This is a genomic window from Streptococcus oralis (assembly GCF_001579025.1).
Taxonomy (GTDB): Bacteria; Bacillota; Bacilli; order Lactobacillales; family Streptococcaceae; genus Streptococcus; species Streptococcus oralis_X.
In genome coordinates this window covers 1-10,184 of record NZ_KQ970237.1, presented here as the reverse complement: position 1 = coordinate 10,184, position 10,184 = coordinate 1, and the positions used below count along the sequence as shown (strand labels likewise).

Annotated in this window: 8 protein-coding genes; 6 read left to right on the top strand and 2 right to left on the bottom strand. The window is 43.9% G+C overall.

What is annotated here, in order from left to right:
- Positions 1 to 120: 120 nt before the first annotated feature.
- Together galU and SORDD27_RS08035 are read right to left on the bottom strand one after the other, a co-directional pair.
- Positions 121 to 1,020 carry a UTP--glucose-1-phosphate uridylyltransferase GalU gene (gene galU / locus SORDD27_RS08040; RefSeq protein WP_000811022.1) on the bottom strand — a complete coding sequence of 300 codons (900 nt, stop codon included), beginning with the start codon at positions 1,018 to 1,020 and terminating at the stop codon, positions 121 to 123.
- Between the two features lie 21 nt (positions 1,021 to 1,041).
- Positions 1,042 to 2,058: an NAD(P)H-dependent glycerol-3-phosphate dehydrogenase gene (locus SORDD27_RS08035; protein ID WP_061428448.1), complete on the bottom strand. Its 1,017-nt coding sequence runs from the start codon at positions 2,056 to 2,058 to the stop codon at positions 1,042 to 1,044.
- Between the two features lie 206 nt (positions 2,059 to 2,264).
- Between SORDD27_RS08035 and SORDD27_RS08030 the strand changes: the two genes are divergently transcribed.
- From SORDD27_RS08030 to SORDD27_RS08000, 6 genes are all read left to right on the top strand, one after another.
- Positions 2,265 to 3,971 (top strand): ABC transporter ATP-binding protein, encoded by a 1,707-nt coding sequence (locus tag SORDD27_RS08030; RefSeq protein WP_061428446.1) that lies wholly within the window; start codon positions 2,265 to 2,267, stop codon positions 3,969 to 3,971.
- 1 nt (position 3,972) lies between these two features.
- Positions 3,973 to 5,739, top strand: a complete 1,767-nt coding sequence (locus tag SORDD27_RS08025) for an ABC transporter ATP-binding protein (protein WP_061428443.1) — start codon at positions 3,973 to 3,975, stop codon at positions 5,737 to 5,739.
- A gap of 139 nt (positions 5,740 to 5,878) precedes the next feature.
- Positions 5,879 to 6,568, top strand: coding sequence for a gamma-glutamyl-gamma-aminobutyrate hydrolase family protein (locus SORDD27_RS08020; RefSeq protein ID WP_000124758.1), 690 nt, complete (start codon positions 5,879 to 5,881; stop codon positions 6,566 to 6,568).
- 168 nt (positions 6,569 to 6,736) lie between these two features.
- On the top strand, positions 6,737 to 8,086 hold the full coding sequence (locus tag SORDD27_RS08010; RefSeq protein WP_000018244.1) for a glucose-6-phosphate isomerase: 1,350 nt from the start codon (positions 6,737 to 6,739) through the stop codon (positions 8,084 to 8,086).
- 127 nt (positions 8,087 to 8,213) lie between these two features.
- Positions 8,214 to 9,674 carry a glutamate--tRNA ligase gene (gene gltX / locus SORDD27_RS08005; RefSeq protein ID WP_061428442.1) on the top strand — a complete coding sequence of 487 codons (1,461 nt, stop codon included), beginning with the start codon at positions 8,214 to 8,216 and terminating at the stop codon, positions 9,672 to 9,674.
- Positions 9,675 to 9,685: 11 nt separating this feature from the next.
- The gene (locus tag SORDD27_RS08000; RefSeq protein ID WP_061428441.1) at positions 9,686 to 10,120 is read left to right on the top strand and encodes a cytidine deaminase family protein; all 435 of its coding nucleotides are present in this window, start codon (positions 9,686 to 9,688) and stop codon (positions 10,118 to 10,120) included.
- Positions 10,121 to 10,184: the final 64 nt, after the last annotated feature.

Here is a 10,184-nt window from a genome sequence, read left to right as displayed (position 1 = left end):
GGGGGGATAGTTAAATGCAAGCACCGATTCGGTTGCTAATAAGTCATCTGTAAAGATGGCTTTTTTTATTGCAAGCTTCAACAAAAAACAAAGCCCTTATTTAAGAGCTTTGTTTTTCTTCTATTCCCCTTCAGCTAACTCTTTTCCGAGTTGGATGAGGTAGTCTTTCAAGTCGTCTTTTACCTGTGGGTGTTTGAGAGCGTAGTCAATGGAGGTTTTCATAAAGCCAAACTTGTCTCCGACATCGTAACGAGCCCCTTTGAACTCACGAGCAAATACACGTTGTGTTTTATTGAGGGTATCGATTGCATCTGTCAGCTGAATTTCATTTCCTGCACCTGGAGCTTGGTTTTCGAGGATTTGGAAAATTTCAGGAGTGAGGAGGTAGCGTCCGATGATAGCAAGGTCGCTAGGAGCATCCTCTGGCGCTGGTTTTTCAACGAAGGTTTCAACGCTGTAAAGGCCGTCTTTTCCTTCGCCTTGCGGAGCAATAACCCCATAGGCAGATACTTCGTCGTGAGGGACTGGCATAACAGCGATAGTAGACGCGTGAGTACGCTCGTAGTCATCCATGAGTTGTTTGGTAAGTGGAACAGCCTTTTCGTCCGTGATATCCATCAAGTCATCACCAAGCATAACGACAAAAGGTTCATTTCCGACGAAAGCTTTGGCTTGCAAGACAGCATCTCCGAGACCACGTGGATGTGTTTGACGGATAAAATGCAGGCGCATGCCAGTTGTTTCATCAACTAGCTTCAGAAGATCTGTTTTCCCTTTTTCTTTGAGGTTGTATTCCAATTCGAAGTTTGAATCAAAATGGTCCTCGATGGAACGTTTTGACTTACCTGTAACAACCAAGATATCTTCGATACCAGATTTGAGAGCTTCTTCAACGATAAACTGGATAGTGGGCTTGTCTACGATTGGCAACATTTCCTTGGCCAAGGCCTTAGTTGCTGGGAGGAAGCGAGTTCCCAATCCAGCAGCAGGGATGACTGCTTTTCTGACTTTTTGTTTCATGATGTTCCTTTCTATAAAGGTCTATGACCATTCGTTTTCTGCTTTAAATTCATTGCTCATGATGTCAGTGATTGCTTCTTTGATATTGACACCTTCGTAGATCACTCGGTAAATAGCCTGTGTGATTGGCATGTAGACACCCAATTCCTGAGCCAGCTCGTAAGCTGCTCGAGTTGTTGAAATGCCTTCGATGACCATACCCATGTTTGCTTCGATGTCTGCGAGAGATTCTCCGCGACCGAGAGCATCACCGGCCCTCCAGTTACGAGAGTGGACAGATGTCCCCGTTACGATCAAATCTCCAACTCCGGAAAGACCGCTATAAGTCAGAGGGTTAGCTCCCAGAGCGACCCCTAGACGGGTGATTTCAGCTAAACCACGGGCAATGATAGCCGCCTTGGCATTGTCGCCAAATCCTAGACCATGTAGTGCCCCAGCGCCAACTGCGATGATGTTTTTGAGGGCACCAGCGGTTTCAACCCCGATAACATCCGTATTAGTATAGAGACGGAAGTAGTGATTGCTAAAGAGATTTTGGACGTACTGGGCCGTTTCAAGATCTTTAGAGGCTGCAGTGATCAAGGTAATATCCCGCACAATCGTTTCCTCAGCGTGGCTAGGTCCTGAAACAACGACGATATCACTGCGAAGGTCAGCTGGGATTTCCTCTTCAAGAATAGTTGATAGACGTTTGTGGCTATCTGGTTCCAATCCTTTGGAGGCATGCATGATGACAACCTTGTGATCGAGCACCTTTGCTACTTGTTGGGCAACCAGTCTCGTTACTTTTGTTGGGACTACAAATAAAACAGCATCCACATCCTTGAGTGTTTCTTCCAAGTCATGATAGGCTTTGATTTTTTCGTCGAGTAGGATATCTTTGAAGTAGCGTTTGTTTGTATGTTGGTTATTGATTTCATCAATTTGGTCAGAAATATTTCCCCAAATTCGAACCTCGTGTCCATTGTCGTTTAGGACCTGCGAAAGTGCAGTTCCCCAAGAACCAGGACCCAAGACAGCGATGGTTTGTTTCTTCATCTTTTCCTCCTTGTAAGAGTTCTTCCTTTCATTTTACCATAAAAAGCCTTTTCATGCATCACCTGTGGATGAAAGCGCACTAATTTATAACAAGGAGACTTCTTTGACAAGATGCCTCTTTTTTGCTAGAATAGCATCAATATGAACGAATGAGAAGGAGCTGACGCAGGATGTCGCTCCCTTTATCTATTTTATTAGGAGGAAATATGCTCATTAAAAAAATAAAAACCTATAAATGGCAGGCCTTGGCATCCTTAATGATGACAGGCTTGATGGTTGCGAGTTCACTCTTGCAACCGCGCTATTTGCAAGAGGTGTTAGAGGCTTTGTTGGCCGGACAAAATGAGGCTATTTATAGTATTGGCGCTTGGCTGATAGGGGTAGCCCTAGTCGGTCTGGTTGCAGGTGGGGTCAATGTAACGCTTGCAGCCTATATTGCTCAAGGAGTGTCTTCGGACCTTCGGGAAGACGCTTTTCGCAAGATCCAGACTTTTTCTTATGCCAATATCGAGCAGTTTAATGCCGGCAACCTTGTTGTCCGTATGACCAATGATATTAACCAAATTCAGAACGTGGTGATGATGGCTTTTCAAATTCTCTTCCGTCTCCCTCTTCTCTTTATCGGTTCCTTTATCTTGGCGGTCCACACTCTCCCGTCACTTTGGTGGGTGATTGTCCTCATGGTGCTCCTAATCTTTGCACTAACAGCCATCATGATGGGGATGATGGGACCACGATTTGCTAAGTTTCAAACCCTTCTTGAACGGATCAATGCTATCGCTAAGGAAAATCTACGTGGTGTGCGCGTGGTTAAATCCTTTGTGCAGGAAAAAGCACAATTTGACAAATTTACCGATGTTTCTGATGAACTTCTCGGCCAAAATCTTTATATCGGTTATGCCTTCTCAGTTATAGAACCCGTTATGATGCTAGTCGGCTATGGAGCGGTCTTCCTCTCTATCTGGTTGGTGGCAGGCATGGCTCAGTCAGATCCATCTGTTGTGGGCTCTATTGCTTCCTTTATCAACTATCTCAGCCAGATTATCTTTACCATCATCATGGTTGGATTTTTAGGAAATTCTGTCAGTCGTGCCATGATTTCCTTGCGTCGTATCCGCGAGATTCTAGATACCGAGCCAGCGATGACCTTTAAAGAACTCCCAGATGAAGAGTTAGAAGGAAGTCTCTCTTTTGAAAATGTGACCTTTACCTATCCCAATGACGATGAACCTATGCTGAAGAATGTAACCTTTGAAATTGCGCCTGGTCAGATGGTCGGTGTGGTTGGGGCGACTGGAGCAGGGAAGTCCACTCTAGCTCAGTTAATTCCACGACTTTTTGATCCACAGGAGGGATCTATCAAGATTGGTGGCAAGGATATTCGAGATGTCAGCGAGGGAACCTTGCGTAAAACAGTTTCCATTGTCTTGCAACGTGCTATTCTCTTTAGTGGGACCATTGCAGATAATATTCGTCAAGGGAAAGGCAATGCCAGCGTGTCAGAAATGGAACGTGCAGCACGGATTGCCCAAGCCAGTGAATTTATCGGACGCATGGAAAACAAATTTGAGAGTCAGGTTGAAGAACGTGGCACCAACTTTTCTGGTGGACAAAAGCAACGGATGTCCATTGCTCGTGGGATTGTCAGCAATCCCCGTATCCTGATTTTTGACGATTCGACTTCAGCCCTAGATGCCAAGTCAGAAAGACTCGTACAGGAAGCTTTGAATAAAGACCTGAAAGGGACGACAACCATTATCATCGCTCAAAAGATCAGTTCAGTCGTCCATGCGGACAAGATTTTGGTCTTGGACCAAGGACGTTTGATTGGAGAAGGAAGGCATGCAGACTTGGTAGCTAACAATGCCGTCTACCGCGAAATCTACGAAACACAAAAGGGAAAGGAGGAATAAAATGAAAACCGTTCGATTTTTCTGGAATTATTTTAAAGTTTACAAGTTCTCCTTTGTCATTGTGATTCTGATGGTTGCAGTTGCGACGATTGCCCAAGCCCTCTTTCCAGTTTTTTCAGGTCAAGCAGTCACGGAGCTTGCTAACCTAGTTCTGGCTTATCAAAATGGAACTTCCGAACTAGCCTGGCAGAGTTTATCAGCTCTGATGCTGAATCTAGCTCTGGTTGTCCTAGCCCTAGTGGTATCCAGTTTGATTTACATGACCTTGATGACTCGTGTGATTGCTGAGTCGACAAATGAGATGCGTAAGGGCCTCTTTGGCAAACTTTCCCGTTTGACCGTTTCTTTCTTTGACCGCCATCAGGATGGGGACATCCTTTCTCGCTTCACGAGTGACTTGGATAACATCCTTCAAGCCTTCAATGAAAGCCTAGTTCAGGTCATGAGCAATATTGCTCTTTACATCGGTTTGATTTTTGTCATGTTTTCAAGAAATGTGACGCTAGCCCTAATAACAGTAGCCAGCACCCCAGTGGCCTTTCTCATGCTGGTTTTCATCGTGAAAATGGCCCGCAAGTACACCAATTTCCAGCAAAAAGAGGTTGGGAAACTCAACGCCTACATGGACGAGAGTATTTCAGGTCAGAAAGCTGTTATCGTACAAGGAATTCAAGACGACATCGTAGCAGGCTTTGTGGAGCAAAATGAGCGCGTGCGCAAGGCAACTTTTAAAGGAAGAATGTTCTCAGGCATCCTCTTTCCAGTTATGAATGGGATGAGCTTGGTTAATACGGCTATCGTCATTTTTGCAGGTTCTGCGGTCTTGCTGCACGATCCAAGTATCGAAACAACGACAGCCCTAGGTTTGATTGTCATGTTTACCCAATTTTCTCAGCAGTACTACCAGCCGATTATCCAGGTGGCTGCTAGCTGGGGTAGCCTCCAGTTGGCCTTTACTGGGGCGGATCGTATCCAAGAAATGTTCGATGCAGAAGAAGAGATCCGTCCGCAAAATGCACCAGCTTTTACGGAATTACGAGAAGGTGTTGAAATCAGTCACATTGATTTCTCTTATGTGCCTGACAAGCCGATTTTGAAAGATGTTAGCATTTCAGCTCCTAAGGGGCAGATGATAGCAGTTGTCGGTCCAACTGGTTCAGGGAAAACGACCATCATGAACCTCATCAATCGTTTCTACGATGTGGATGCAGGTAGCATTTCTTTTGATGGGAAAGACATTCGTGACTACGACTTGGACAGCCTGCGGAGCAAGGTCGGTATTGTCTTGCAGGATTCGGTCTTGTTTAGTGGAACGATTCGGGACAATATCCGCTTCGGCGTGCCAGATGCCAGTCAGGAAATGGTCGAAGCAGCTGCCAAGGCAACTCATATTCATGACTATATCGAAAGCTTGCCTGATAAGTATGATACCCTTATTGATGATGAGCAAAATATCTTCTCGACTGGGCAGAAACAATTGATTTCCATCGCTCGAACCTTGATGACAGATCCTCAAGTCCTAATCTTAGATGAAGCGACTTCCAATGTCGATACCGTAACAGAAAGCAAGATTCAACATGCTATGGAGGCAGTAGTAGCAGGTCGAACCAGTTTTGTCATTGCCCATCGTCTCAAGACCATCCTCAATGCCGATCAGATTATTGTCCTCAAAGATGGAGAGGTTATTGAACGTGGAAATCATCACGAGTTGCTCAAACTTGGCGGTTTCTACTCAGAACTGTATCACAATCAATTTGTCTTCGAATAAAAAAGAAGTTGTCCTCGTTGGGCAGCTTTTTCTTGTCCATAAAAAATACTTATCACGGTCTTTAAAAAAACATATTAGACAGGAAAGGGTTGGAGTGATAAGATAAGACTGTCGCAAGAAAATCGAAAGGAGACACATCATGGCTAGAACGGTTGTAGGAGTTGCTGCAAATCTATGTCCTGTAGATGCAGAAGGGAAAAACATTCACTCATCTGTATCCTGTAAATTTGCAGAGAGCATTCGTCAAGTCGGTGGTCTCCCTTTAGTGATTCCTGTAGGAGATGAGTCCATTGTGCGCGATTATGTGGAAATGATTGACAAACTCATCTTGACAGGTGGGCAAAATGTCCATCCTCAGTTTTATGGAGAGAAAAAAACCATTGAGAGCGATGATTACAACCTTGTACGCGATGAGTTTGAGCTAGCTCTCCTGAAAGAAGCGCTCCGTCAGAATAAACCTATTATGGCAATCTGTCGCGGAGTTCAGCTGGTCAATGTTGCTTTTGGCGGCACTCTCCACCAAGAAATTGAAGGTCACTGGCAAGGCTTGCCTTTTGGAACATCTCATTCTATTGAGACAGTAGAAGGAAGCGTGGTGGCTAAGTTGTTTGGCAAAGAAAGTCAGGTCAACTCAGTCCATCGTCAGAGTATCAAAGATCTGGCACCTAATTTCCGTGTGACAGCGGTGGACCCTCGAGATCAGACAGTGGAAGCGATTGAGTCTGTCGACGAGCATCGTATTATCGGTTTACAGTGGCACCCAGAGTTCCTGGTCAATGAAGAAGATGGCAATTTAGAATTATTTGAGTATTTATTAAATGAATTGTAACGGTTAGAGTCTCTAGCCGTTTTTATTCGTCCTTTCAGATTTTTTATATTTTAGCATTTTTACGCAAACGTTTGAATTCTGATAAAAATTGGGCAAATTCAATAAAAAAGCTTGAAAAAATCGAAGGTAAGCGTTATGATAGAAAAGAAGAAATATTGGAGGATTATCATGTCACATATTAAATTTGATTATTCAAAAGTTTTAGACAAATTTGTTGCCCCACATGAAGTGGAGTACATGCAAGCACAAGTAACAGCTGCAGACGAATTGATTCGTAAAGGAACTGGTGCTGGTAGCGACTTTTTGGGTTGGTTGGACCTTCCTGAAAACTACGACCGCGAAGAATTCGACCGCATCTTGAAAGCTGCTGAGCAAATCAAGTCAGATAGCGATGTTTTGGTGGTAATCGGTATCGGTGGATCATACCTTGGTGCCAAAGCAGCTATTGACTTCTTGAACCACCACTTTGCTAACTTACAAACAAAAGAAGAGCGTAAAGCGCCACAAATCCTTTACGCTGGAAACTCAATTTCATCTACTTACCTTGCTGACTTGGTAGAGTACGTAGCTGACAAAGACTTCTCAGTAAACGTGATTTCTAAATCAGGTACAACAACAGAACCAGCGATTGCTTTCCGTGTCTTCAAAGAACTCTTGGTTAAGAAATACGGACAAGAAGAAGCCAACAAACGTATCTATGCAACAACTGACCGCCAAAAAGGTGCTGTTAAGGTTGAAGCAGATGCCAACGGTTGGGAAACATTTGTTGTTCCAGATGACATCGGTGGACGCTTCTCAGTATTGACAGCAGTTGGTTTGCTTCCAATCGCAGCATCAGGTGCAGACATCAAAGCCCTTATGGAAGGTGCGAATGCAGCTCGTAAAGATTACACTTCAGACAAGATTGCTGAAAATGAAGCTTACCAATACGCAGCAGTTCGTAACATCCTTTACCGTAAAGGCTACGCTACTGAAATCTTGGTAAACTACGAGCCATCACTTCAATACTTCTCAGAATGGTGGAAACAATTGGCTGGTGAGTCAGAAGGGAAAGACCAAAAAGGTATTTACCCAACTTCAGCTAACTTCTCAACTGACTTGCACTCACTTGGTCAATTTATCCAAGAAGGAACTCGTATCATGTTTGAAACAGTTGTCCGTGTTGACAAACCACGTAAGAACGTGATCATTCCTACTTTGGAAGAAGACCTTGACGGACTTGGTTACCTTCAAGGAAAAGACGTTGACTTTGTAAACAAAAAAGCAACTGACGGTGTTCTTCTTGCCCACACTGACGGTGATGTGCCAAACATGTACGTGACTCTTCCAGAGCAAGATGCTTTCACTCTTGGTTACACTATCTACTTCTTCGAATTGGCAATCGCCCTTTCAGGTTACTTGAATGCTATCAACCCATTTGACCAACCAGGTGTTGAAGCCTACAAACGCAACATGTTTGCCCTTCTTGGAAAACCAGGATTTGAAGAATTGAGCAAAGAACTTAACGCACGTCTATAATAGAAGAAAAGAGTGGCTTGTCCACTCTTTTTACTCTCTTTATTCGTAGACATTGGACTCAGGCGAGACTTGTGATATAATATAGAAAGCAAAAAGGCAGACGCCTAGAGACTTTATAGGAGAAACTATGTCAAAAGATATCCGCGTACGCTACGCACCAAGTCCAACAGGACTACTACACATCGGAAATGCCCGTACAGCATTGTTTAACTACCTTTACGCACGCCATCATGGTGGAACTTTTATCATTCGTATCGAAGATACTGACCGTAAACGCCATGTTGAGGATGGAGAACGTTCTCAGCTTGAAAATCTTCGCTGGTTGGGCATAGATTGGGATGAAAGCCCAGAAACTCATGAAAATTACCGCCAATCAGAGCGTTTGGAACTCTATCAAAAATACATCGATCAATTGCTGGCCGAAGGAAAAGCCTACAAATCTTACGTCACAGAAGAAGAGTTGGCAGCTGAACGCGAACGCCAAGAAGCAGCTGGCGAAACACCACGTTACATCAATGAATATCTTGGCATGAGCGAAGAAGAAAAAGTAGCTTACATCGCAGAACGTGAAGCAGCTGGTATCATCCCAACTGTTCGTTTGGCTGTCAATGAGTCTGGTATCTACAAATGGCATGATATGGTCAAAGGTGATATCGAGTTTGAAGGTGGCAACATCGGGGGCGACTGGGTTATCCAAAAGAAAGATGGTTACCCAACTTACAATTTTGCCGTTGTGATCGATGACCACGATATGCAAATCTCTCACGTTATCCGCGGTGATGACCATATTGCTAATACTCCAAAACAACTCATGGTCTATGAAGCGCTTGGTTGGGAAGCCCCAGAGTTCGGTCACATGACTTTGATCATCAACTCTGAAACGGGTAAAAAATTGTCTAAACGGGACACTAACACCCTTCAGTTTATCGAAGACTACCGTAAAAAAGGCTATTTGCCAGAAGCTGTCTTTAACTTTATTGCCCTTCTTGGCTGGAACCCTGGTGGGGAAGACGAAATCTTCTCTCGTGAGGAATTGATTAAACTCTTTGATGAAAACCGCCTCAGCAAGTCTCCAGCAGCCTTCGACCAGAAGAAACTAGACTGGATGAGCAACGACTACATCAAGAGAGCTGATCTAGCTACTATCTTTGAAATGGCGAAACCATACTTAGAAGAAGCAGGACGTTTAACTGACAAGTCTGAAAAAATGGTAGAACTCTACAAGCCACAAATGAAGTCGGTAGACGAAATCGTTCCACTGACAGACCTTTTCTTCTCAGATTTCCCAGAGTTGACAGACGCTGAGCGCGAGGTCATGGCAGGAGAAACCGTTCCGGTTGTTCTAGAAGCCTTCAAAGCAAAACTAGAAGCAATGACAGACGAGGAATTTGTGACAGAAAACATCTTCCCACAAATCAAAGCAGTTCAAAAAGAAACGGGTATTAAAGGGAAAAACCTCTTCATGCCGATTCGTATTGCCGTTTCAGGTGAAATGCATGGACCAGAACTTCCAGATACGATTTACCTATTAGGTCGTGAGAAATCTATCCAGCATATCGATAATATGCTCAAAGAGATTTCTAAATAAAAGGACTTCCGATGGATACATGGGAAAAGATGTATAAAGAAGCACGAACCTTATTCAATCCCCACGAAGTTTCTGACTTTGTTTATGCTAACCATGTTGTTGCTGCAGTAGAAGCAGAAGATGGTCAGATCTTCACAGGATTTTGTATGGAGGGCACTTGTGGCGTTTTTCATCTCTGTGCAGAACGAGCGGCTCTCTTCAATATGTATCAATTTTCAGGACAGACCAAGGTTAAGAAAATCCTCGCCTTTCGAGATAAACCTCCCTACGGCGAAGGATCAGGTATGCCCTGTGGCGCTTGCAGAGAATTTCTCTTAGAATTGAATGCTGAAAACAAAGAAGCAGAGTTCATGATGGACTACGAAACAAGAAAAACAATTAAGGTTGCCGAATTAATCCCTTACTGGTGGGGAGAGGAACGCGCGACTAATTGGCAAGATAAATAGAAGGAGTCAGTTTAACTGGCTCTTTTCCCTAATCTTTTCAGAATTTCGATAAAGAGGAAAAAAG